Source organism: Pseudoalteromonas sp. JC3, from assembly GCF_030291895.1.
Taxonomy (GTDB): Bacteria; Pseudomonadota; Gammaproteobacteria; order Enterobacterales; family Alteromonadaceae; genus Pseudoalteromonas.
On sequence record NZ_CP127855.1, the window covers coordinates 1652347 to 1677016 of the forward strand.

Below are 24670 nucleotides of genomic sequence, written 5' to 3' on the forward strand. Positions count from 1 at the left end.
AATGGTCCCAGAAATAGGTTACTTCGCCTTAGTTCTGGCGATGGCATTGAGCTTATTACTGTGTATTTTCCCATTGTGGGGTGCTTATACGGGTAATTTGAGGCTGATGAAAGCCGCTCCTTCACTGGCCGTTGGTCAGTGTATTCTAGTTGTTTTCTCATTTATGGTACTGATCTATATCACGTTAATGGATGACTTTACGGTTGCGTATGTGGCGCATCATTCGAGCAGTACTTTACCTTGGTATTATAAAATCACCTCAACATGGGGTGGACACGAAGGCGCAATTTTACTGTGGTTGGTAATGCAATCCATGTGGACCATGCTGGTTGCTGTGATGTCAAAGTCGCTACCGTGGGTATTGCGAGCGCGTGTGTTAGGTGTCCTTGGCTTTTTAGGGGTGGGTTTTATGCTCTATACCCTGTGGATGTCGAGCCCGTTTGAGCGTTTGCTTCCTTACTTCCCTGTCGAAGGGCGTGATTTGAATCCATTATTGCAAGACCCAGGTATGATCATTCACCCGCCGCTCCTTTATATGGGTTATGTTGGCTTATCTGTGTCTTTCTCTTTTGCAATTGCTGCGCTTTTAACCGGTAAACTTGATAATACTTGGGCTAAATGGTCTCGTCCTTGGACAATGGCCGCATGGGGCTTTCTTACTCTAGGCATTACAATTGGTAGTTGGTGGGCGTACTCAGAGCTTGGCTGGGGCGGTTGGTGGTTCTGGGATCCGGTGGAAAACGCTTCACTGATGCCTTGGCTTGTTGCAACCGCTTTATTGCATTCACTCGCAGTAACGGAAAAACGTGGTGTGTTTAAGTCTTGGACAGTACTACTTGCTATCACCGCGTTTAGTTTATGTTTACTGGGTACCTTTATCGTTCGCTCAGGCATTATCGTATCGGTGCATGCGTTTGCAACCGATCCTGACCGTGGTTTATATATCCTGTCATTCTTAGCTGTGGTTGTGGGTGGCAGCTTAGCGCTTTACGCACTGCGCGTAGCTCAAGTATATAGCGAAGGGCGTTATCAATTCATTTCGCGTGAAGTAGCGCTATGGATCAACAATATCTTCTTAGTGGTTGCGACCTTGATTGTATTATTGGGCACGCTATTGCCTATGATCCACAAAGAGTTGGGCTTAGGCTCTATTTCTATTGGCGTACCTTTCTTTAACCAAATGTTTGCGATATTAATCGTGCCGTTCGCGATTTTGCTGGGTTTAGCCCCTATGCTGCGCTGGAAACAAAATAAAATGCCGCCACTAGTGAAAAAATGGGCTGTATTGATTGCGGTGAGTTTAGTGCTCACCGCGACGTGGTTGTACTCGAGCTACGAAGTGGTGGCACCACTAACGTTTGTTGCGACAGCGCTGGCTGTGTGGATAAGTGTGGCTACTGCTGCTGACTTATTTAATAAAGTGACTGTTCACCCAAGTGTTGCGATCGGCTTTAAAAAGCTAGGATTGAGCTATTGGGCAATGGTACTTGGGCACATTGGTATTGCCTTTGTTATCGCGTCGGTGACGCTAACTTCAGCATACTCAGTTGAGCGCTCCGTGAGCATGAAACCCGGTGAAACGGCGATGCTAAACGAGTACGAATATCGCTTTGATGGCGTAAAAGAAATTCGAGGCCCGAACTACGGTGGTCATGCTGGCGTAGTGACGGTATTCAAAAATGGTAAAAAAGTAACCGAGCTGCATGCAGAAAAACGCCGTTATGATGTAGGGATGCAGTTTATGACCGAAGCCGCTATTGATGATGGTTTCTTCCGTGATTTATATTTAGCACTCGGCGAGCCGCTTTCTGCAGGCGCGTGGTCGCTTAGGATCTATCACAAACCATACGTACGCTGGATGTGGCTAGGTGGGCTACTTATCTCTTTTGCCGGCTTCATTGTGCTTGCGGATAAACGCTACCGCAACCGCGTTAAAAAATCATCCCAAGTGGAGGCTTAACATGAACCGCAAGTTATTAGGTTTAGTGCCTTTTTTGATATTTATTTTCCTTTGTGTGTTTTTGTACCAAGGACTATTTGGTAATCCAAGAGAACTTCAGACAGGCCGTTTAGGACACACTATGCCTGAGTTTTCTTTACCCGATCTAATGGATAGTGATAAAACTTGGACCGCCGACTCGCTTAAGGGTGAAGTCTACTTGATGAACGTATGGGGCACTTGGTGCCCAACGTGTATCGCTGAGCTAGGTTATTTAACTGAGCTTAGAGAGCGTGGCGTGAAAATAATAGGCCTGTATTACGAGCAGGCTTATGACCCTGATTTTGGCGACCAGTTTGATATCAATACACTAAGACAAGATGTCAATAACATGCTGAGTCGTGCTGGTAACCCATACCAATTTAACATTCTTGATTTGGAGCGTACATTAGCACTGGATCTAGGAGTTTCAGGCGCGCCAGAGACTTTTTTGGTAGATAAGCAAGGTAAGATTTTGTTGCATCATACTGGCGACATCAATGAACGCGTGTGGCGCACTAAGTTTGCGGCAATCTATCAGGAGTTAACGCAATGAAATATGTAATTGTTTTGCTTTTAATGATGATTACTGTAGCGGCGCAAGCAACGGAAGATAAGTATAACTTTGCCACGGCGGAACGTGAGCAAACTTTCCGAGAGCTGACTCATGAGCTACGTTGCCCTAAATGCCAGAACCAAAACATTGCAGATTCAGATGCCGTCGTTGCCAAAGACCTGCGTGACAAAGTCATCGCATTGGTTAATGAAGGTCAGTCTAAGCAAGAGGTCATTGATTATATGATCGACCGCTATGGCTATTTCGTTCATTATCAACCACCTGTTACGCCTGCAACAATCGTACTTTGGGTACTGCCAGTGGCAATCATTATTTTAGGTTTCGGCTTTATTATATTTCGTCAAAAACGCGCTGCGAAAAAACAAGATTGGGATGCCGCAGACGAACAAAAGCTAGCTGAGCTCATTAATCAATATCAACGTCAGGAGCGTGAGCAGTGAGCGAATTCTCGACAGATTTAACTCAAATGTGGTTTTTGTTTCTTCTGCTAGGCATATTTGCCGGTCTGTTTGTGGTTTTTCCGTTTATTAAAAAGGAAAAGCGCGTCACGGTTGATCACGATGCGAACGCCGAGCGTATCGATATTTTTCATCAGCGTTTGGAAGAGTTAAAAGAAGAGCTTGCTAATCAGCGTATCGAAAAAGACAGTTATAATGAATCTGTGGTTGAACTCAAGCGTCGCTTATTGAACGAGTTATCGCCTGAACAATCATTGACGAGTCGTGGTGACAACCGTGTATTAGCGCTGACAGGTATTGCTTTTATGGTGCTGGTGACAGGTGTCTTTTATTACTATACGGGTAGCCACAGGCAAATAGCTAGCTGGCATGAAGCCGTTGAAAAGTTACCAGAGTATGGTGAGCGTGCAGTAATGCAATCTGGAGAGCCGCTAAATGCCAACGAGCTACAAGCATTTGCGCTGGGACTAAGAACTAAACTAGCAACCGCTGGCGACGATGCAGTTGCATGGATGTTACTTGGTCGTGTTGCAATGTCACTTAGTGACTTTGAGATGGCGATGCAGGCATTTGATAAAGCACTCGTGATGCAACCTAATAACAATAATGTTTTGGTGAATTATAGCCAAGCATTATTGATAGAGGGCTCAGAGCCAAGTATGAATCGCGCGGCCAGAATGTTGTCAAAAGTGCTCAAGAATGATCCAACGAATATTGATGCGATTAGCTTGCTGGCGTTAATTGCCTATGAACGTCAAGATTGGAAAGAGTCAAAAGCCGCTTTTGAAGTCTTGTTGTCACAATTAACCAAAGATGATCCGCGTTATGAGATGATCGCAGGGCGGATTGCTGAAATCGAGCAAAAGTTGGGTCAACAAACAGATGAACCAGTAGCTGTAAAAGCTGGTATTGTCGCTACTGTAACCATTTCAGCTGAGTTACAGAACAAGATTCCAAAGGACAGCACTTTGTTCGTTTTTGCAAAAGCGGCTGAAGGCCCAGCCATGCCATTGGCGGTCGCCAAAATTACAAACTTTAACTTGCCAATGACGGTAAACCTAGATGATAGTATGGCAATGATGCCTGAATTAACCTTGTCGAAATTTTCTCAAGTTACGGTCACCGCACGTATTTCTAATGATGGTTCAGTAATGCCTTCAGATGGAGAACTAGAGGGTGCTTCAAGCGTAATTGAACTTCAACAAGGCGAAAATCAGCTCACTGTCGAGATTAGTCGTGTCTTAACAAATACAGGGAAATAAATGCTTAAAGCTGTGCTCACAGGTTTACTTGCGCTGACCGTTGTCGGTTGTGCGCAAGTACCCGAAGAGAAAAAGGATCCACGAGATCCATTTCAATCACTTAACCGTCCACTTTATGACTTCAATATGGATGTGTTGGACGCCTATATCTTACGGCCTGTTGCTAAAGGATATGTTGCGGTGACTCCCGCTCCTGTGCGCAGTAGTGTGGTTAATTTCACCACCAACATCGCCGCGCCGACCGATGCAGTAAACGCGGCATTGCAGGGCAAGCCTGATCATATGGCAATCAATGTTGCTCGCTTTTTAGTTAATTCTACGGTCGGTATTTTTGGCTTGTTTGATGTTGCGAAAACACTTGGCCTTGAGCTTAAAGACGAAGATTTTGGCCAAACCCTTGGGGTGTGGGGCGTTGGTGATGGTGCGTATATTATGATCCCAGCTATGGGACCGACGACCGCGAGAAACTTAACGGGTGATGTAGTCGATAACTTTGTCTTGCCAGAAATTGCACTCACCACGCCACAAACAGTATTAGTGTTTGCGCTGCGTGCAGTCGAGGCAAGAGCGGCTTTGATGTCACAAGAAAAGCTGCTAAATGAGTCGCTTGATCCATACACTTTCTTAAAGGATGTATACTATCAACGTCAATTGTACGAGCTATTTGATGGCAACCCGCCAATGGAAGAAGAGCCGGATGATTTTGATGAGAACTTTTTAGAGAACCTGTAAAAATAAAGGTCGGCAATCGCCGACCTTTTCGTTATTTTTGCGAAAACTTAAAAGCGCCAGTTAAGATTTGCCCAAAGCGTCCTTCCCGGCTCATTGACTCGATCAATTTGGTCAAAGCCACTTACTGCGGCGCCTGAACGACTTAAATGCTCTGCATAGGCTTTATCGAGCACATTATCTACTCCTGCACTGAGTTGTAATGCATCGCTATATTGATAATTGGTGTTGAGTGCAAGTGTACCAAATCCAGTCGTTGCAGCGATATCCTGACCTGCAATATTCCCTTGTCCAATCGCCACTCTATGCTGGTGTTGTACTAATCTTACCAATCCGCCTAGTTGCCACTTATCGCTTAATTGGTAATTGCTTGCAATACGCAGTTGCAAAGGTGGTTGCTGAGCTAATGCGAGATTGTCAGTAAGGTTATTACCCTTTACATAGTTGATACTTCCGGTGAGTTGTAGCGCTTTGCTCGCTTGCCACATTACTTCACCCTCAAAACCGAAGGTTTCCGCGTCAATATTTCTGGTCACTTTTGACGTCATATTCATCTTTTCAAACATATTGTCGACTAATAAATAGTCGTCAATTTGGTTATAGAACACCGAGAAATTGACGTTAATGGCCTTGAACTGTTTTACCAATCCAGCATCTAATTGCAAGGTCTTTTCAGTATCGACATTAAAGGCAGAAATAGACGTTTCACTTCCTCGACTACCACCGACAACTTCCCAGTAATCGGGAAAACGCTCTGTAACGCCGAAACCGACAAAATAGCTGCTGTTTTCAGACTGTGCTTGATAACGGCTAAATCCGCTGAATAACGTATCGTCTCTTGTTTGTAGGGCGGTTGGGTTTGGTTTCATTGACATCATTGCGTTTATCATGGTGCGATGATCTTCACTTTGCCAATCATCAATGCGTAATCCGCTAACCCATTGGCTGGAGCGACCCAATTGATATTCGAACTCGGCAAATACACCGAGCTGTCTAAATTCAGCATCTATTTGGCGCGGCATCGTTTCTACCGGATTGTTGAATTGATCTCGGCTGACTCGATTGCGGTGCTCATTTGCTTGATAATCGACACCGTAGACAAAAGTATGTTGGGCATTGACTTCTGAAGTCAGAGTAAGGTTTGCGCCATAAGTTTTACGGTCAGGGTTGGAAGAGGTTGGGGTTTTCATCATCATGTTAGCAACAAAAGGACGTAAGCTATGATTGTCCATGATGTGGTCGACGTAGTTATAGTATGCGTTGAATGTTAACTCTTCAATCAGAGATGAAAGGGAAGATAATTTGATATTCAGGCCGATATTTTCTCGGTCGAAGAGGCTGCCATCCATCATGCGGTCGGCATAGGCAACTTCACCATCGCTCACCCCGTAAGTGATAGAGTAAAAGGCGTCATCGCTTGGGGTATAGGCAAACTCTGTGTCTATATTCCAGCGTTCATACGCTGAGTGAACTTTGGTACCACTACCATCTTCATAATCATCTGCATCACTGTAATTTGCTGCGATCCGAGCGTATCCGCGTTCATTACCAGCCTTGATATCACTGTTAACACTGTGGCGGCCTTGGCTCGAAAGCACCGCATTGGCAAAGCCAATCACTTCAGACTTAGTAAGGCGTTCATTTTCACGCTCAAACACCACAGTGGCAGCGCTGTTGCCTGGCCCATACAACACAGTTTGTGGGCCTTTGATGACTTTTAAGGTGTCGTAGGATTGTGGCGTAATATATGCCGTTGGCGGATCCATGCGGCTACCGCAACCACCCAGCGTTTGACCATTATTGGCGATAATCGCAATTCTAGAGCCTGCCATACCGCGAAACACAGGGTCAGCGCTTGCGCCGCCTTTTTTAATTAGTGAGAACCCGGCGATTGAAGAGAGTAAATCCGCGCCATCTTGTGCTGGTAGTGGTTGGCGTACTGCTTTGGTATCCGTTGTTAGCGTAATTGGTGTTTGCATCGGTGCAATAACAACGATTTTTTCAATTTCATCGGCATGAGTTATGGGGGATAAGGAAACAATAGCAAGAGAGAGTAGGGTGCGTTTCATAAGTTCACTTTGAAGTTGTTTTGGTGAACTTATTTTATCGCTATCAGGTGCTTAGCGGGATGCGACAGATTGTCGCATCCTTTGACAGGTTACTCTATCGCTTTTATTTGAGTGTCACTCCAAACTTGCGACTTTTGATATAGCTCTGCGATATTTTGGCTGGTTACGCCAAGAGATTTTGATATGGTTTCAACACTATCCCAATCACCTTTTTCCAGAGATTCTGCAAGGTCTAGATAGATACCAAAAGCACTCGGTTTCTTCAGTAAAGTTGATTTAATTTCTTGAGATAAGGGTAACTTCGTCAATAAACTGGCCATATCGTCATCAAGAATGGCGTCCATCAGTGACATCATACCAACCAAAAATGTACTTCCAGTATCGGAGACTTTGTTGGCCTTAGTTGCTATTGCTTCCATAAAGTGTGCACGCAATAATGAGAGTGAAAGCAGTTCTTTGGGCTTTTCTGTATTAAGCTGTGAAGCAAACAATAATGAGATCAGACGCTTAAGCTCATCACTACCGAGTACAACCAAGGCTTGTTTAATCGTCGATATCTCTGCTCGGCGTTTAAATACGGCACTATTTGCATAACGAAGAAGTTTGTAGCTTAGGTTTACATCACGCTCGAAGACCTGAGTGATCCTAGCAAGGTCGGGCTCAACGCTTGAAGTCTCATAAAGCAATTCAGCCATGGCTAATTCCGAGGGGGCTAGTGCTTTGGTTTTGACCATCTCGGGTTTGGCAAAAAAGAAGCCTTGAAAATATTTGAATCCAAGCGACTTGGCGAGTTCAAACTGCTCGTAGGTTTCTACTTTTTCTGCCACTAAATCAATGTTAGGAAAATCCTGTATCGCACCTTTAATGGCATGAATTTGGTCAAGGTTAGTCGCCAAAAAGTCGACTTTTATTTGGTCGATATAAGGAAAAAAATGGCGCCACACATTTTGGTGATGGTAATCGTCAAGCGCTAGTGTATAACCTTGCTCTTTTAGCTCTTTGACACAGGCTAAGAGCCGTTTGCCCGGTTGTACTGTTTCTAATATTTCTACAACAACTTGCTCGGGGGCGAGCATTTGTACATAACCTTTAGCAAGTGTTTCTAGGGTGAAGTTAATGTAGGCTGGCTGTTGATTGGTTAAATCATCTAGGCCAAAGGTAAACTGGCTGCCCTCAACTAACCGGCTTGTCGCTTCATCGCCGTCAATTTCGGGAAATACGTTACTTAATCCATCACGAAATAAAAGTTCGTAGCCAATCAATTCCCTTTGGACATCAAAAATTGGCTGACGAGCCGCGTAAAAGTACATAGATACTACCGTCCAAACAAAATGCTATTGGCTTTAATATAAGGTAAAAGCGCAGTCAGGTCACGCTGGGAAATTGAGTTTACAGAATATGGGTAAATACAGAGCATAGGGTGAATGATAATTAACCAGTTGAATTAGGTACAAATAAAATACTATTTTGGTCAATAGTCTCAGGTGGTTGGGTGTATGGTTTGTGCGTGTTATAGTGAGGTCTTTATGTTTTTGGCTTTTATTCAAAGTGAGTTAGAAATCGAATAATTAAGTGATAGAAAAAGCTCACATTTGGAGAAGAGCCCAACTAACAATTTAGGAGGCTAATTTGGAGATTGGTACGATAATCTCTCTCGCACTGTATTTTATTGCGATGCTGGGAATTGGGTTATATGCATATAAAAAGTCGACCAGTGATGTGTCTGGCTACATGTTGGGTGGCCGTAGTCTGCCACCAAGTGTAGCAGCTCTTTCAGCTGGTGCATCCGACATGAGTGGTTGGATCTTGATGGGTCTACCTGGCGCAATGTTCCTCTATGGTTTTAGCAGTACATGGATTGCAATTGGCCTTGTGATTGGTGCTTGGCTCAACTATTTATTGGTCGCACCGCGCCTGCGTGTTTACACAGAGTATGCAAATGATGCGATCACCATTCCTGACTATTTTGCCAATCGTTTCGAAGATAAAGGAAATGCGTTAAGAATAGTCTCTGCGTTAGTGATCATTGTTTTCTTCACGCTATATACCTCTTCTGGCGTGGTTGCCGGTGGCAAGCTGTTCGAAAGTTCATTTGGCATGAGTTATGAGAGCGGCTTATATATCACAACTAGTGTTGTTGTGCTTTATACTTTATTCGGTGGCTTTTTAGCGGTAAGTCTGACTGACTTTGTCCAAGGCTGTATCATGTTTATCGCTTTGATTTTAGTGCCTTTAGTTACCTTCTCATTACTCGATAATCCACTTTCTCAAACACTGAACGAGTTAAATCCGTCGATGTTAACTTGGGTGGGATCAGCTGGCGCAATAGGCATTATTTCTGCAATGTCTTGGGGTCTTGGATATTTTGGTCAACCCCATATTATCGTGCGCTTTATGTCTGTTCGAAGTGTTAAAGATATGCCAACAGCGCGCCGTATAGGTATGAGCTGGATGATAGTCGCAGCTCTCGGTGCCGTGGGCACTGGTTTGTTTGGTGCTGCTTATGCACATGAGCATGGGATTGTTGTAGACGATGCTGAGACCATTTTCTTGATTTTATCCCAGTTATTGTTTCACCCATTGATTGCGGGATTCTTACTTGCAGCTATTCTTGCGGCAATTATGAGTACCATTTCTTCGCAGTTGTTAGTGAGTTCGAGCTCGTTAACGGAAGACTTTTATAAGATATTCTTGAACAAAAATGCTTCGGATAAAGAACTTGTGCTTGTTGGTCGTATCAGTGTACTAGTTGTAGCGCTTGCTGCCATTTATCTTGCGTACGACAGAGATAGCTCGATTCTAGATCTTGTGAGTAATGCTTGGGCAGGTTTTGGTGCGGCATTTGGCCCGCTAGTATTGATAAGCTTATTCTGGTCTCGTATGAACTTTGCTGGAGCACTCGCCGGCATGGTATCTGGTGCGGTGACTGTGTTGGTATGGATCTACGGTCCGTTTACTTATAATGGCGAGCCGCTTAGTGCGACATTATATGAAATTGTCCCAGGATTTATTGTTGCGACAGTCGCTATCTTTGCTGTTAGCCTACTGACCAAGGAACCAAGTAAAGAGATCACTACCTTATTTAATAAAGTAGAAAACGCGCTTGATTAAAGTCGGTTGAAGCGGATAAAAAAACGGAGCATTCAGCTCCGTTTTTTATTTCTCAAATATACGTATATACGGCTTAACGAGTCACTTTAAGCGTGTTCTTTCAAGTGGTTAATCACGACTTCATGGTGGTCTTTGGTTTTAAACTTATTGAACACGTGCTTGATGGTACCATCTTGACCGACTAAGAAAGATAGGCGATGAATACCGTCATACTCTTTACCCATAAATTTCTTTAAGCCCCACACACCAAACTCATCGGCTACCGCGTGATCTTCATCCGAAAGTAAGTCAAAGTTAAGCTCTTTTTTGTTTTCAAAGTTCTTTAACTTTTTCACAGCATCTGGACTAATGCCAACGGCTACGGTGTTTAATTCAGCCAGTTCAGCTTTGTGGTCACGCAGATTTTCAGCTTGAACGGTACAGCCCGGGGTCAATGCTTTAGGATAAAAATAGACTAAAACTTGATGTGACTTTAATAAAGTAGCAAGCTCAACGGTCTCGTCGTTTTGGTTTTGCAGTGAGAATAATGGTGCTTTATCACCGATTTTCAAAGTATTCATAGTAAATCCTTAGCGAATGCGTCTGAATATATAGTCTACGTTTAAGGAGTGTGAAAGATCTTCGAACTGAACTTTAAAGTTATCGATATCCACATCTACAGGAATATTAAACTCGAGCTCGCAGCGCATATGTAGCTCGTCTTCTTGCTCAAAGGTATCTGACTTCAGTGAACAAATATTCACCCCTTGCGCTGCGAAATAGCGTGTTACTTTACTTAACGTACCAGGAGTATCTAACCCTTCATATTCCAAAGTATAACCTGCACTGTATTCGCCTTGTTGATGGCTTGCGGTGCGTTTCATCATCGTTAAAAGGCCAAGCTCCATCCCTTTGGCAGGTAAAGTGTGCTCGACACGACTGATAGACGCCATGTCACCGGCAAGTAGCATGATAAAGGTAAACTCATTGCCCAATATTGCAATTCGACTGTCAATAATATTACAGTTGCAGTCACTCACAAGCTGTGTCAATTCGCCAACAATACCAGATCTGTCTTCTCCAATGGCGGTTAAGACAAGTTGATGGTTTGCATGCATGGTCATTTTGGAACCTCTGATTTCACGTAATGCGCTCAAGGTTAATAATTAACGCGAAATACTACCATATCTGAGTTTTAGCGCTAGCGCGTTGTAATAAAAAATAGAATTGTGCTTGCTGGACATGGTTGCTTGTTTTTCTAATGTATGACAAGTAACATAGGGCAAAATTTTGGCTATGAAATACGTGTTCCCAATATATTTGATGGGACATTCGATGTCATAGCACTAACAATTCAGAGATTGTCAATTTTTGGCAACTTTGTGTGAACCAATTCGGCAATCCTAAATCATAACTTTGATTCGAATAATAATAGGGTTTGCTAAGGAGTAAATGAGTGCAGTATTGGATCCCAAAATCACTGGTTCTTGGAATTGCCGTGAGTCTAAGCGGCTGTAGTATTTTCACAAATGATGCACATCATGAAAGAAATTATCGTGCAAATGCTCCGGTGAAAGCCCCTGAAGGCTTGTCTCAACCTTACCGAGATCCTGAGTTTGCCATGCCAGTTGGTCAATATGAGAACACGGCCGAGCCGGTAAGTTATCGTGCACCGCAGCAAGTATTGACGGTTGCGCAAGGTAGTTGGGTCGAGCAGGGTGAAGACGCCGCAAGGATTTATTTTGATAAAAATGATGGGATAGAGGATTTACCAGCATTTATTTGGCGCGCCGTGGACGGCGTCGTCGCAATGCATAACGCTGGGTTTGAAAGTGATAACAAGGCACAAGGGACAGTGACGACAACTTGGTATTCACTGATCCAACCAAAAGACGGCTGGTTTTGGGAAGAAAGTGTAGAGCCGTCTAAGCAAAAATTTAAATTTACCCTTGAACAGAAAGAGCACCAGCGTACCGCATCAATTCGTGCAGAGTTGATAGATTATCAAGGCGATGACGAGTTAACTGCGCTTCAAAAGAACCACTTAGAGGTACGAGCGCTTAATGAAGTTGTGACCGAATTTGACTATCAATATCGTTTACTACAAGTTGAAATGCGTAAGCGCCAAGGTGTACTGGCACTTGAACTTGGGTTTGACAAGAATGGTGATTCGGCGCTGCTGACTGAAAAAGGTCAAGAAGCGGTACTTGATCGCTTCTCTAACTTCCTAGAAAGAAGTAACTTTACGGTTGTTCGTGTCGATAGGGAAAAGCAGGAAGTTTTGGTTCGTTACGAAGCGCCTGAAAGCAGTGTTTGGGATTCTATTTGGGGTGAAGAAGCGGTTGTATTACCGATTGATAATGGTGATTACACGATAAAGATCGCTCAAGCGCAGGACACGCGTACTTCCATTACCTGGAAGGATAGCGAGGGGAAGGTACTTGATGCAAACACCATGAATAACCTGCATCAAGCCTTGATCACTTTGCTAAGGCAAAAAGGTCTAACGATTTAATAAATATAATAATTTAAAAACGAAAAGAGCTTCGGCTCTTTTCTTTGTTTTTGTGGAAGTAAAAAATGACAGAGAGCACTATGACACCACGCTCCACTTTACAAACGTGGTTTGCGTTTATCGTACCGTCATTGATTGGTATTTTTTTGTTTATGACGCCAGTAGCGGTCGGGGAGGCAATGACTATCCCGATTGCAGTGATGGCAAAATGGTTGCAAGCGCAACTAGCCCCTTTTATGAAAGACATGATCGTTGCAATAGTATGTATTACTGGGATCATGAGTCTGGTGGTTAAACTCCTAAGACCCCAAGCGCTATTAAAAATAACCATAATAAGACACCTATTCGATGTAAGCTGGATTTGGTTAATAACCCGACTAGTTGGTATGGTGTTTATTGTGCTTACCTTCAATGGTGTTGGTCCAGAAGCGATCCATTCGGAAAATACAGGGGCGTTAGTGCTCAATGATCTTTTGCCCGTGCTATTTTGTGTATTCATTTTAGCCGGACTATTGCTGCCACTCCTGCTTAACTTTGGCTTGCTTGAGATGGTTGGTACGCTTCTGACCAAAGTGATGCGCCCTTTATTCGGGGTGCCAGGACGTAGTGCAGTAAACTGTGTTGCATCTTGGCTTGGTGATGGCAGTGTCGGTATTTTGATGACCGCTCGCCAATACGAAGATAAGCATTACACACAACGAGAAGCGGCAATCATTGGTACTACATTCTCTGCGGTTTCAATCACTTTTTGCTTAGTCGTTATTGGCCAAGTCAAACTTGAACACCTGTTTGCTCCATTTTATCTTACCGTATGCGCAGCTGGCTTTGTTGCCGCGATTATTGTGCCGCGTTTACCACCGCTCAGATTTAAAAAAGATATTTATGTTGATGGTAGTGATCATAATGAAGATTCTGAAGCTGTGCCTAAAGGGAAGGGGTTGTTTAGCCACTCCCTAGATATAGCGCTTACCAAGGCTAAAACGGCTCCAGGGGTGAAAGGAACACTAGAAGAAGGCCTGCACAACGCATTAGATATGGTGTTTGCTGTGTTACCTGTAGTGATGGCTGTAGGTACTTTTGCGTTGATTATTGCTGAGCATACGCCAGTATTTCAATATTTAGGCACACCTTTCGTTCCTTACCTCGAGCTACTCAATGTGGCAGAGGCAGAAAAGGCCGCGCAGACAATCGTTGTCGGCTTTGCGGATATGTTTATTCCGTCAATTCTTGCCGCAGGTTCCATTGAAAGCGATACCACCCGATTTATCGTTGCTGCCATGAGCGTAACTCAGCTTATTTATATGTCAGAAGTTGGCGCGTTGCTGCTTGGCAGCAAAATCCCGGTGAACTTATGGGAGCTATTCCTAATCTTTATCTTGAGAACACTTGTTACTCTGCCTGTCATCGTCTTCATGGCCAAGTGGTTAGTTGGCTAAAACAGGACACTCAGTAACAGAGTATACTGATAACCCACAATATTTACCCGCCTAAATATTGTGGGTCAGTTGACTAACTTCATACAGATATTCATTATTCTATTTCTCCCCATAACCAATTGGTACTAAAAATAAGCTATTAAATTCCCTCCTCGAGCAATCATCGCTAAAGCTATAGCCTAAGGCACGGGGCCTAAATTGGTATAACTTAAGTTTCAGCCAATGCTTGTATTTTTAATAGGCAATTTTATAAAGAATAGTAAGTATACGAGTTTAGGTTAGTTATAAAATAATGGATTTCAAAATACGGAGGTCACTTTTGATCTAGCCATATCTGAGGTTTTAGGGGGAGCAGAAAATATAGTCATCAGTGTATTAGGCTTTTGAAGCGTAAAAAAGCCCCATTCTAAATGAGGCTTGAGAAAAATTAGTGTTTGACAGGAAAATTATCTAGATGTGTATAAAGTACCTAACACTTCAATTCTAGCTTCAACTACCTTTCCTGATTGCTTCAGTTCAGCAAGTTTACCTAGTAAATCTTGGTTGCTGTTTACACTAACAACAGCAATTCGGCCACCGTCATACGTATTTTCAACAGCAACGCCGTACTCACTTGCTAATTCGCGTGCAGACGCATTGTCTTTCATAAGCAGGTTGATGTTACCAGATACTGGAGCAATCTCACCATTGAATATATTTTTAACTAAAGAGCCTTTAGTAAATAACTGGCTGATAGACGTCGACTTGACTAGCGCTTTTTCACCTTTTTGGCTAATTACAGCACTAGGATCTGCAATGGCTAACGGAACTAATGCATAGTCAGACATAATCTTATAAGCACCAAAATCAGGCTTTTCAAAATTTGCCACTTTGTTTGCTTTCTCCAGTTTAGGAGTCAAGTTGTCTCGAGCCTCTGCTTGAGTTAAGAATAGTGAAGTTGTAATTAATGCCGCGATTTTTAACTTGTTCATAGTATACACTCCAATTACTCAGCAGATTGATGGCCAAAGATACGTACAGCTGCACCCATCAGTTTTGATGGCGTTGAATTGTTTACGTATCCATCGTAGACAATATCACCTGTGCTAGTCGTCGCAAACGACTTGTTTGACACGTCGAACAAGCGAATTGTCCACTCTCCTTTAGCTGACTCACCATAGAAGCTGTTTGATAAAAATACGCCATTTTTTAGGATATAGCCAACCTGGAAGCCAGCACCGCTAAAATCATATGCAGGGCGTATCAGTGCTTGTCTAGATGATAATAAAACGCTTCTCGTACCGCTCGGAGAGATAACTTCAATTGCCAAGTCAGAACCAGCAGTAGATTGTATAACAGCTTCATCATTTTGAATTCCCATACCAAACTCATCGTTAAATACATCCAGTTTGAATTGGATAGCTTCAACGTTGATGTCCTCTGAGACAGTCACTTTGTAAGTGGCACCAACTTCACTGTTATCAGGGATTGCCATCTCTAGAGAATCTTGACCCATTACGGAGCCTTGGCCAATCCAATCTGTAATAACTTCTTCACCAAGTTTAGTTGAGTAAGACTTGGCCATTTTAACTGCTGCACCGGCATCTACACGGCCAAAACCATAAAGGTTATTATGGCTATAGCCAGCTGCGTTTTCTACCCAGCCATCATGCGCGATAAATTCACCAGCGCCTACTGGCACCGTTACTGGCGCATTTTCGGCGTCATTTTTGGTGCTTGTTGACACAATGATATGACGTACATCTCTCCAAGTCAGCTCACTGTTCGCTGATAGGATCAGAGAGATCACGCCTGAAGCGTTTGGTGCTGCAGAAGAGGTTCCATTCATGGTTGAACGGTAATTACAGTTAGGGTTTTCTGGATGTCCAGGGTAATCGAATGGGTATTGGCTTGCAGCGAACTCCTCTCCATAAGCTCCTGTCCAACTGGCGATTGCGCGACCAGTATAACCAGAACTACCACTTAAACATGTCATTGGATCAGTCGTAACCATTGCAGGAGCCCAACGGCCATATTCCCCAGCAGGAGCTGCTGCTAACAGGTTTGCCCCAGCGCTTGAGTAACTAGTATGTTTACCATTTGAGTTAACGGCACCAATAGAGAAATAGTAAGGGTGCCCTTGGCTACTTTCACTGTTGCTATTGTAGCAGGTTAATCCTAAGTCATTTGCACCATTGTCATCACAAAATGAGCCTTCTAAGTCTTCACTTACAAAACTATTACCACTTGATTTTACGTTAGTAGCACCTTTGCCTGAACGAAGCTTCCTGTTTGGATAAGATTCAATTGCTTCATCAAGTTCCGAATAACTAAATTGAACAGGGTAGGTAAGGCCATAGCTGCGGTTGAATACAGAAATAGACTCACTTTCTGTTATCCCAGAGCCAGGAAAGCCATGAACTAAAAGATCTTGCTTTGGTGTCTTGTCACCGCTAGCTAGTAAATTCATTCCGATAAGACCAGTATCAGGCGAAACACCACGGCCGCCTAGGCCGTTCCAGCCTTTAGATGCAATCAGACCTGCAACACTAGTCCCGTGGTCACCATTAGTCGCTGTGCTCGTAGGGTCAGTTTTATCAAGCGCATTGTCAAGTAGGTTAAGAGAGCGATTTGGCAAAACGTTAGGAGCCAAATCTTCATGTCTAATTTCTAGGCCTGAGTCAACGACAACGGCTGTCACACCTTCGCCCGTTACACCCTGGGCAAATGCTGCTGGTACATTCATATCTTCACCAGCGACTAAGATGTTTGATTCTGCATCCGCAAATTCACTATTCCAGTACTCAATCGCTTGTTCTTCAGTCATAATGCCACGACCGACGTAAAGGTCGACCAAGCCTTTTTTCATCGCATCACTCAGTGCGTAAGCCTTTTGACCCGTATTATTTAGGTGCCATTGCTGGTAAGCAAGAGGGTCAGTTAGTGATGCTGGGATCTCAATACTACCGTTGGCTGACTTTCCTTTTGCAGTAACAGTGTACTTAATAGTTGCCGCTTCGCCAGATATTGGCAAGTAATCAAAAGCGGTTAGACTTTTTAGCGTTAAAATACCATGAGGAAAAGTGTAAACATTATCTACAGGCGAAATCTCTGTCTCACCGTCAAATATTGTAATTGATAGATTGTCACTATCTGCGTCGGAGGCTTGAATTGAGCCCGAAATGGTCTGCCAATGTTTTACATTTTCTAGCTGGGTAACACCAGCCTGAGGTGCATGATCTAGCTCTTGAGCTGAACTATTATTGTTGTTATCGCTTCCACCACAAGCTGATAGTGCTACTACTATCGCTGCGGATAAAGCGGTGTATTTGAATTTATTGTTATTCATATTATTTACCTTTGTACACTTTGCAGTAACGAATGTACTCAAGTAAATTAATGTTAGCAATTATATAATTTTAAGTTTTGTAAATAAAGTGTAATCAGAGGTGTTTTTTTATTATTTAATTCAATTGGTTATCTTCTTTGAAAACAAATGTAAACAGTAACAAGAGATGAAAAAATTAACCAGAAAGGACTCCTTTCCTTTGCCTAGTAGCGTTATTAGCCGTATTTTTTTATAAGTTATTTATATCTTTTTTAACTTGATAACCTTCATCGGTAACAATTTGCTCCAGTGTTGCCACTCTTGCTTTTAATGCAGTAATCTCTGAGTGTAGCTCATCATGCACCTTTGTTCTTTGTGCGTCTATTTTTTTAAATTCCAAGCGGCGTTTATAGATTTCGCTAATTATTCCTCCACCAACACTAATAAGTACAATCAAAAAAACCATTGTAGTGCCTGACATAGCCAATTTACTCCTTTTTGTTGATAAGTAATATCATGACGAATTCATTGTAGTGACGATAAAAAATGGCATCATGATTTACCATCATGATGCCATTAAGTCATCTGTAAAGTGAACTGACAATTGTCAACTAGCACTCAATAATGTTTACCGCCAATCCACCGCGCGCGGTTTCCTTGTATTTAGTTTTCATATCGTTACCGGTATCAAGCATCGTTTTAATCACTTTATCTAGTGATACTTTTTGATCGCCCGTTCCGCGCAAAGCAAGACGAGAAGCATTAATGGCTTTAATAGAACCCATTGCATTGCGCTCAATACACGGAACTTGCACAAGCCCACCGACAGGATCGCAGGTTAGGCCTAGATTATGCTCCATACCAATCTCAGCGGCGTTCTCAACGTGTACTACGTTACCACCCATGATTTCGGTAAGAGCGCCAGCAGCCATTGAACACGCAACACCTACTTCACCTTGGCATCCAACTTCAGCGCCAGATATAGAGGCATTCTTCTTATATAAGATCCCAATCGCCGCTGCGGTAAGTAGATAACGTGTGGCAATCTCTATATCCACTTCTTTGATAAAAGTGTGATAGTACATTAACACCGCTGGAAGAATACCGGCTGCACCATTGGTTGGTGCGGTTACTACGCGGCCGCCCGCTGCATTTTCTTCATTAACTGCAAGTGCAAACAAATCCACCCAATCCATTGCGCGCAGTGGATCTTGGTGCGTTTCTACACTGAGTTTTAAATACAGGCTAGGTGCACGACGACGAACCTTTAAACCGCCCGGTAAAATACCTTCGGTTTTCATACCACGTTCAATACAAGCTTTCATTACCTGCCAAATGTGGAATAGCGTTTCTTTGATTTCAGATTCTTTACGTAATGTTTTCTCGTTGGCCATCATTAACGAAGACACACTAAGCCCAGACTCTTTACACATTTCCAGTAGCTCGGCGGCTGAATTGAATGGGTAAGGTGCCGGGTTTTCTGTTCTGATATCTAGCGCAGCTTGCTTTTCAGCTTCAAAATTCTGATCGGTAACGATAAAGCCACCACCAATCGAATAGTAAATTTGGCTATGAGCAAGCTCTTCGCCTTTATACGCTTTGATTTCCATTGCATTGGAGTGCTTAGGCAGCGTTTTTCGACGGTGAAAAACAATCGCGCCTTGCTTAGGAAATTTTACTTTATGTTGCTTGTCGAGATAGATAACCTGTTCATTTTCTATGGTTTCTAAGATCTCTGGTACTAGATCTGCATCTATGGTCTCAGGATCGTAACCCGCAAGTCCCAAAATAACAGCTTTGCCAGAGCCGTGGCCAATACCTGTTTGGCCTAAAGAACCGAACAGTTCCACTTTCACCGAAGTGATATCATCAACGATGCCTTGTGCCTGAAGGTCTTGTACGAATAACCTAGAAGCACGCATTGGTCCCACTGTATGAGAGGAAGAAGGTCCAATACCGATACTAAACATATCGAATGCACTGATCATAAATTTTACTCACATTGCCTTTAAAACGGACGCCATCATAACGTGTCTACTTAGGGAAGTAACCCATAATCGGCAAAAGTATATGCCAGTTTTGCAGTAAGCATGATAGAAAGGTCTCTAATCTGCAAGGTGGAGGTGGATTTTAAAAAAGGTCTTACCAGTTAAGGGCTAAAATAGGGCGGTGAACTGTTTGACGATTTTTGCCGTTGCGCCCCACAGTAAGCCATGTGGTGTCATAAATCCGTCGAGTGAAACGGGTTTGCCTTTATTGGTAAAATGGAAGGTTCGCCAATTCTCGGCAGCGCTTAATTGATTTAATGGCACCGTAAAGGTGTGTTGCACTTCGTCGCTTTGATTCACCCAAGTCGCATCTTGTTGTACAGAAGCAACAACGGGGGTGATTTGGTAGCCGGTGAGCGTTTGCATAAACGGTAATATGCCCAGTACTTGAGACTCAGAGATTGTCAGACCTATCTCTTCTTCGGTCTCGCGCAGTGCTGTGTTGATGATATTACTATCTTGTTGTTCGACTTTGCCGCCAGGAAAGCAAATTTGACTCGGGTGGCTCGGTAATTCGCTGCTGCGTTTGCAAAACAACAGGTGGGCTCGAGCGTTTACATCAACAATAGGAATAAGCACCGCACTTTGCTTTAGAGTATGCAATGTGGTTGGTGTTTGCGTCATGATGGGCGCCAACATAAATTGCGATATTACCTGATCAATCTTCATTTAATACCGGGAGAATTTTATTCACTTTGTGGTAAGTCTCTTCAAACTCTAACTGTACTTGAGAGTCTTTGACTATGCCACCACCTGCCCAGCAATGTATCTTATTTTGATGACAAACTAGGGTTCTGATAGTGATAGAGGTATCCATGTTGCCACAGGCGCTGAGGTAACCAATTGAGCCGCAATAAACGCTGCGTCTGTGAGGCTCGAGCTCTTCGATGATCTCCATGGCGCGGATCTTAGGTGCACCTGTTATGGAGCCACCGGGGAAGGCGGCTTCGAGTTGATCAACAGCACATTTTCCTTCTGCCAGTTTGGACGTTACCGTACTGACTAGATGGTGAACAGCAGGGAAGCTCTCGATAGCGAAGAGTGATGGAACCGCGACAGAACCCGGCTTGGCCACTTTACCCAAGTCGTTACGTAGTAGGTCTACTATCATGACATTCTCGGCTCGGTCTTTGCTGCTGTTTCTCAGTTTTTCAGCTTGCGCTTTATCGGCGTCAGTATTTGGTAACCTTGGCAGGGTGCCTTTAATCGGTTTAGTTTCTACAATATTGTTTTTAACTTGGATGAAGCGCTCTGGTGACAAAGAAACAATAGCACTATTGCCTAAGTTAAAAAATGCTGAGAAAGGCGCTTGGTTGTGGTTTCGAAGCTTTTTATACGCGAGCCACGGAGTGCCTTCAAAGTTAGCAGTGAATCGCTGTGCTAGGTTTATTTGATAGCAGTCGCCACTTAACAAATAAGATTGAATGCGCTCAAAGTTTTGCTCGTATTGTGCTCTAGTCATGTTTGACTGCCATTGTGACGTCAGTCTAAATGGCTCGAACGCTGAGGCGTCTTTGAGCCGCTGCAAATACATTTCTAGCCTTTGTGTATCAGGTTGCGACACATAAAACCAAGTTTTGTGTACTTTGTCATAAATTAGCGCGTCTGGATACAAACCAACACAGGCGTCGGGTAGCTTAATATCATGTTCCGCACAATGTGGTATGTGTTCAACATAACGGCCGAGATCATAGCCAAAATAACCAAGCCAACCGCCGTTAAAAGGTAAATCATAAGGAGCACTGTAATTACTAAACTGGGCAAGCTTACCTTTCATCACAGTGAAAATAGAATTACTCTGCAGTTCGCCGTCTAAAAATACATTTCCGTCTTTAGCTTCAAGTAAATTAATTGGTGCAATCGCAATGATATCGTAGCGGCTATTGATGTGATCAGAATCGCTTGAATCTAACAGGATAGCCTGAGATTCGTTTGCAAAGTGTTCAAATAATTCTAGTGCATTGTGCCTAATGTCTAATTTTGTACAGTTTATTTGCTCGTTTATCATTTACTTGACCTGCAAAGCTAGCCCCAAACGGGCGGGGAGGTTATCATAGTTACCTGCTATTCCATAGTTTAAGGTATTGAAATTGACTTTCTGACGCTGAATAACAACAATTGCCAGCGAAAGTTTCAATACCAAAAAATACCGTCGAAAATTGAGGAACCGTCATGAGTACAATCCGTCAGCAAGACTTTATTGATAGCATTGAAGATGCGCTTCAATATATCTCATTTTACCACCCACTTGATTTTGTCCAAGCATTAGAAAAAGCCTACGAAAAAGAAGAAAGTAAGGCCGCGAAAGATGCAATTGCACAGATCTTAATTAACTCACGCATGTCAGCAGAAGGTAAGCGTCCGCTGTGTCAAGACACTGGGATAGTAACCTGTTTTGTTAAAGTCGGTATGGACGTTAAGTGGGATAAAACTGACTTGACGGTACAACAAATGGTAGATGAGGGAACTCGTCGTGCCTATATGAACCCAGATAATCCGCTACGTGCATCAATCGTTGCCGATCCAGCAGGTAGCCGTAAAAACACCAAAGACAATACGCCTTCGGTAGTACACATTGACTTAGTACCTGGTGCTGAAGTTGAAGTGATGATTGCAGCGAAGGGGGGCGGCTCTGAAAACAAAACTAAAATGGTGATGCTAAATCCATCAGATGATGTTGCAGAGTGGGTAGAAAAAACATTACCGACAATGGGAGCTGGTTGGTGTCCTCCGGGCATGCTAGGTATAGGTATCGGTGGTACAGCAGAGAAAGCGGCTGTACTGGCAAAAGAATCCTTAATGGATCCGGTTGATATCCATGAGCTGATGGAACGCGGTGCCGAAACTGCAGAAGAAAAACTGCGTCTAGAAATTTTTGAACGTGCAAATAAGCTAGGCATTGGCGCACAAGGCCTTGGTGGTTTAACAACCGTTGTTGACGTTAAAATCAAAACAGCACCAACACACGCAGCGTCTAAGCCAGTGGTAATGATCCCTAACTGTGCCGCTACACGCCACGTACATTTCACACTAGATGGTTCAGGTCCTGCAGATCTAAAAGCACCAAAGCTCGAAGATTGGCCAGAAGTGACTTGGGAAGTAGGTGAAGATACGCGTCGTGTCAATTTAGATACTTTGACCAAAGCAGATATTCAGGAATGGAAAATGGGTGAAACTGTCCTGCTTTCTGGCAAGATCTTAACTGGTCGAGATGCAGCGCATAAACGTCTGCAAGAAATGATGAATTCTGGTCAAGGCTTGCCAGAAGGTGTCGATTTCACTAATAAGTTCATCTATTACGTGGGTCCTGTGGATGCTGTTGGCGATGAAGTCGTGGGACCTGCAGGTCCTACCACATCTACACGTATGGATAAGTTTACTGATCTAATGTTAGAGAAAACGGGTCTTATCGGCATGATCGGTAAAGCCGAGCGCGGTCCAGCAACTGTCGAGTCAATCAAACAGAATAAAGCCGTATACCTTATGGCTGTAGGTGGCGCAGCGTACTTAGTGGCTAAGGCAATTAAGAAATCTCGTGTTGTGGCGTTTGAAGACTTAGGTATGGAAGCTATTTATGAATTTGAAGTAGAAGACATGCCGGTGACGGTTGCCGTCGATAGCAATGGTGAGAATGCGCATACCCAAGGCCCTGCAATTTGGAAAGCACGAATTGAAGAGTTAGATAGCAAACTTAGTTGATCAGTTTTGCGTTAGTGGAGAGCATATAGTTACTTTCCACTTAAATATTTGTCTTCGGTGTTAAAGTGACGATCCGAAGCATTATTGAGGAGGCTAGCAGCCTCCTTTTTTGTACTGATATGTTTACAATGCTTATTAGCCTTCCGTTTACGTAAACAGTAACTTCAGAAAAGCTCAATAAGTTAAATTAAAATTCCTTTAAGGTTTTTACTTTTGGTTTGTTTTTCCTTTGTTTTCTTTTCTTTTGAATTAAATATTTGTATTTGTTTTAAATTGGGTTTATATCATCTCAATTTGTGGAATGGTGCTAGAGTTAGTGATAGAGTCTTGCCAATTTCAGCGCTATTTGCCCTTAGTGTGGTATTGAACGCAAAGTCACACCTAAGAGCTTACCCGTATGGGATAGATAATTTTTGGAGAAGAAGAAAGTGGCTGTATTTAACCAAGTTGAATTTGATAACCATGAACAAGTCGTATTCTGTTCAGACGAAGCATCAGGCCTTAAAGCTATTATCGCGGTACATAACACTAAGCTAGGTCCAGCTGTAGGTGGCTGTCGTCTATGGAATTATGCCTCTGATGAAGACGCTGTATATGATGTACTGCGTCTGTCTAAAGGGATGACATATAAGAATGCGGTTGCACGTTTACCATTTGGTGGTGGCAAATCTGTCATTATTGGCGATGCTAAGACTATCAAGTCAGAAGCGCTATTCAGAGCATTTGGTAAACACCTAGACCGTCTAGGTGGCAGTTACTATTCAGCTGAAGATGTAAACATCACAACCGGTGATGTAATGGTAATGCATAAAGAAACTAACTACGTAATGGGCCTCGAAGGTAAAAGCGGTAACCCTTCTCCATTTACTGCGTTAGGCACATTCCTTGGAATTAAAGCAGCTTACCAACACAAGTATGGTCACCAAGACTTGGCTGGTATCAAAGTTGCCGTGCAGGGCTTGGGTGCAGTTGCTTACACTTTATGTAAGCACCTCCATGAAGCGGGTGCAGAGCTATTTGTTACTGATATCAACGAAGAGTCAGTACAAAAAGTGGTCAATGATTTCAATGCTACTGCTGTTGGTATTGATGAAATCTATGATCTAGATGTTGATGTATATGCGCCGTGTGCACTAGGTGCTACGGTAAATGACGATACTATTCCTCGTATCAAAGCCACAATTATTGCAGGATGTGCAAACAACCAGCTTGCAGAGTCTCGTCATGGTGAGATCATTCGTGAAAAAGGTGTTCTTTATGCGCCAGATTACGTGATCAACGCTGGTGGAATCATCAATGTTTACTATGAAACAAAACCTGAAGGTTATGATGAGGCTGCAGCGACTAAACACGTAGAAGGCATCTACGACACGCTAACTGAAATCTTTAAGCGTTCTGAAGATGAGAAAGTTTCAACGCATATTATTGCTGATAAATTAGCTCAAGAGATTATTGAAAACGGTCTATAATGAAAACGCCGTTTAATTACCAGAGAGGGGCAT

General features: G+C 43.2%; 20 protein-coding genes. 10 read left to right on the top strand and 10 right to left on the bottom strand.

What is annotated here, in order from left to right; translation table 11 throughout:
• The first annotated feature begins 1 nt into the window (after nt 1).
• From QSH61_RS06790 to QSH61_RS06810, 5 genes are read left to right on the top strand one after another with little or no spacing between them, the layout of a single operon-like run.
• Entirely contained in the window at nt 2-1960 is a 1959-nt protein-coding gene (locus tag QSH61_RS06790; protein ID WP_010606380.1) for a heme lyase CcmF/NrfE family subunit, read from the top strand.
• 1 nt (nt 1961) lies between these two features.
• The gene (locus tag QSH61_RS06795; protein WP_206471589.1) at nt 1962-2534 is read left to right on the top strand and encodes a redoxin family protein; all 573 of its coding nucleotides are present in this window, start codon (nt 1962-1964) and stop codon (nt 2532-2534) included.
• Nucleotides 2531-2995 carry a cytochrome c-type biogenesis protein gene (locus QSH61_RS06800; RefSeq protein ID WP_010606382.1) on the top strand — a complete coding sequence of 155 codons (465 nt, stop codon included), beginning with the start codon at nt 2531-2533 and terminating at the stop codon, nt 2993-2995. Before QSH61_RS06795 ends, QSH61_RS06800 begins: the two co-directional genes overlap by 4 nt.
• A 26-nt stretch (nt 2996-3021) precedes the next feature.
• Nucleotides 3022-4275: a c-type cytochrome biogenesis protein CcmI gene (gene ccmI / locus QSH61_RS06805; RefSeq protein WP_211200860.1), complete on the top strand. Its 1254-nt coding sequence runs from the start codon at nt 3022-3024 to the stop codon at nt 4273-4275.
• Nucleotides 4276-5007, top strand: coding sequence for an MlaA family lipoprotein (locus tag QSH61_RS06810; protein ID WP_130126584.1), 732 nt, complete (start codon nt 4276-4278; stop codon nt 5005-5007). It begins immediately after the preceding gene.
• 47 nt (nt 5008-5054) lie between these two features.
• Here the strand turns inward: QSH61_RS06810 and QSH61_RS06815 are convergent, their stop codons facing one another.
• Together QSH61_RS06815 and QSH61_RS06820 are read right to left on the bottom strand one after the other, a co-directional pair.
• Complete coding sequence (locus QSH61_RS06815; protein ID WP_206471590.1) at nt 5055-7073, bottom strand: TonB-dependent copper receptor; 2019 nt, start codon at nt 7071-7073, stop codon at nt 5055-5057.
• An 89-nt stretch (nt 7074-7162) separates the two neighbouring features.
• Complete coding sequence (locus tag QSH61_RS06820) at nt 7163-8383, bottom strand: EAL and HDOD domain-containing protein (protein WP_010606386.1); 1221 nt, start codon at nt 8381-8383, stop codon at nt 7163-7165.
• Between the two features lie 319 nt (nt 8384-8702).
• On the opposite strand from QSH61_RS06820, the gene putP reads away from it, so the two are divergent.
• Complete coding sequence (gene putP / locus QSH61_RS06825) at nt 8703-10184, top strand: sodium/proline symporter PutP (RefSeq protein WP_010606387.1); 1482 nt, start codon at nt 8703-8705, stop codon at nt 10182-10184.
• A gap of 86 nt (nt 10185-10270) precedes the next feature.
• Here putP and bcp read toward each other — a convergent pair whose 3' ends face one another.
• Complete coding sequence (gene bcp, locus QSH61_RS06830) at nt 10271-10744, bottom strand: thioredoxin-dependent thiol peroxidase (protein WP_174168565.1); 474 nt, start codon at nt 10742-10744, stop codon at nt 10271-10273.
• A 9-nt stretch (nt 10745-10753) separates the two neighbouring features.
• The gene (locus QSH61_RS06835) at nt 10754-11287 is read right to left on the bottom strand and encodes a glycine cleavage system transcriptional repressor (protein WP_010606389.1); all 534 of its coding nucleotides are present in this window, start codon (nt 11285-11287) and stop codon (nt 10754-10756) included.
• Between the two features lie 332 nt (nt 11288-11619).
• Here QSH61_RS06835 and bamC point away from each other — a divergent pair, with 332 nt between their 5' ends.
• Both bamC and QSH61_RS06845 read left to right on the top strand, forming a co-directional pair.
• Complete coding sequence (bamC, locus tag QSH61_RS06840; protein ID WP_206471591.1) at nt 11620-12678, top strand: NlpB/DapX family lipoprotein; 1059 nt, start codon at nt 11620-11622, stop codon at nt 12676-12678.
• A gap of 65 nt (nt 12679-12743) precedes the next feature.
• Nucleotides 12744-14114, top strand: coding sequence for a YjiH family protein (locus QSH61_RS06845; RefSeq protein WP_010606391.1), 1371 nt, complete (start codon nt 12744-12746; stop codon nt 14112-14114).
• 446 nt (nt 14115-14560) lie between these two features.
• Here QSH61_RS06845 and QSH61_RS06850 read toward each other — a convergent pair whose 3' ends face one another.
• The 6 genes from QSH61_RS06850 to pabB all read right to left on the bottom strand — a co-directional run bounded on the left by QSH61_RS06850 (nt 14561) and on the right by pabB (nt 21477).
• Nucleotides 14561-15085, bottom strand: coding sequence for a serine protease external chaperone (locus tag QSH61_RS06850; protein WP_010606392.1), 525 nt, complete (start codon nt 15083-15085; stop codon nt 14561-14563).
• 14 nt (nt 15086-15099) lie between these two features.
• Nucleotides 15100-17442 (bottom strand): S8 family serine peptidase, encoded by a 2343-nt coding sequence (locus QSH61_RS06855; RefSeq protein ID WP_102056504.1) that lies wholly within the window; start codon nt 17440-17442, stop codon nt 15100-15102.
• Nucleotides 17443-17671: 229 nt separating this feature from the next.
• Nucleotides 17672-17902 (bottom strand): hypothetical protein, encoded by a 231-nt coding sequence (locus QSH61_RS06860; RefSeq protein WP_102056505.1) that lies wholly within the window; start codon nt 17900-17902, stop codon nt 17672-17674.
• 130 nt (nt 17903-18032) lie between these two features.
• Nucleotides 18033-19409 carry an L-serine ammonia-lyase gene (locus QSH61_RS06865; protein WP_010606395.1) on the bottom strand — a complete coding sequence of 459 codons (1377 nt, stop codon included), beginning with the start codon at nt 19407-19409 and terminating at the stop codon, nt 18033-18035.
• Nucleotides 19410-19577: 168 nt separating this feature from the next.
• On the bottom strand, nt 19578-20138 hold the full coding sequence (locus QSH61_RS06870; RefSeq protein ID WP_174168569.1) for a CoA pyrophosphatase: 561 nt from the start codon (nt 20136-20138) through the stop codon (nt 19578-19580).
• Nucleotides 20128-21477 carry an aminodeoxychorismate synthase component I gene (gene pabB / locus QSH61_RS06875; protein ID WP_174168570.1) on the bottom strand — a complete coding sequence of 450 codons (1350 nt, stop codon included), beginning with the start codon at nt 21475-21477 and terminating at the stop codon, nt 20128-20130. The genes QSH61_RS06870 and pabB overlap by 11 nt, the downstream gene beginning before the upstream one ends.
• A 164-nt stretch (nt 21478-21641) precedes the next feature.
• Between pabB and QSH61_RS06880 the strand changes: the two genes are divergently transcribed.
• A complete protein-coding gene (locus QSH61_RS06880; RefSeq protein ID WP_010606398.1) occupies nt 21642-23168 on the top strand; it encodes a fumarate hydratase in 1527 nt (508 codons plus the stop codon).
• Between the two features lie 428 nt (nt 23169-23596).
• Entirely contained in the window at nt 23597-24637 is a 1041-nt protein-coding gene (locus QSH61_RS06885; RefSeq protein ID WP_206471592.1) for a Leu/Phe/Val dehydrogenase, read from the top strand.
• Nucleotides 24638-24670 lie beyond the last annotated feature (33 nt).